The organism is Brevundimonas sp. UBA7534, assembly GCF_002479325.1.
In the GTDB taxonomy this organism is placed as follows: Bacteria; Pseudomonadota; Alphaproteobacteria; order Caulobacterales; family Caulobacteraceae; genus Brevundimonas.
Genome location: NZ_DLMO01000001.1, coordinates 7,355 through 7,769 on the forward strand (window position 1 = coordinate 7,355; position 415 = coordinate 7,769).

Sequence of the window (415 nt, forward strand, 5' to 3'; positions counted from 1 at the left end):
GGCGGCGCAGGCGGCGGGCGTGGACATCGCCTTCTCCAACGGCTGGCGCTACGGCGCGCCCGTCGCGCCGGGTCCGGTCACTCTGGGCGACCTCTACAATATGGCGCCGATGAATCCGCCGATCTCACGCACGACGCTGACCGGGGCCGAGTTGCAAGCGATGCTGGAAGAAAATCTGGAGCGCACCTTCGCCGCCGACCCGTATGAGCAGATGGGCGGCTACATCAAACGTTGCCGGGGTCTCACGGCCTTCGTGAAGCTTGAGAATCCCAAGGGGCAGCGCCTCGACCGCCTGCTGGTCGGAGACCGCCCTGTCGAGCCGGAGGCGGACTATCTGGTGGCCTTCGTCACCGCCCAAGGGGTGCCCGAACATTACGGGCGAGACCGCCGGACGCTCGACATCGACACTGTGGGC

At 67.2% G+C, this 415-nt stretch carries 1 protein-coding gene; it reads left to right on the plus strand.

All coding sequences use genetic code 11. From position 1 onward, the window contains the following. The coding region (locus tag B2U11_RS00045; RefSeq protein WP_292068887.1) for a 5'-nucleotidase C-terminal domain-containing protein at nt 1-415 on the plus strand (415 nt) is incomplete at both ends.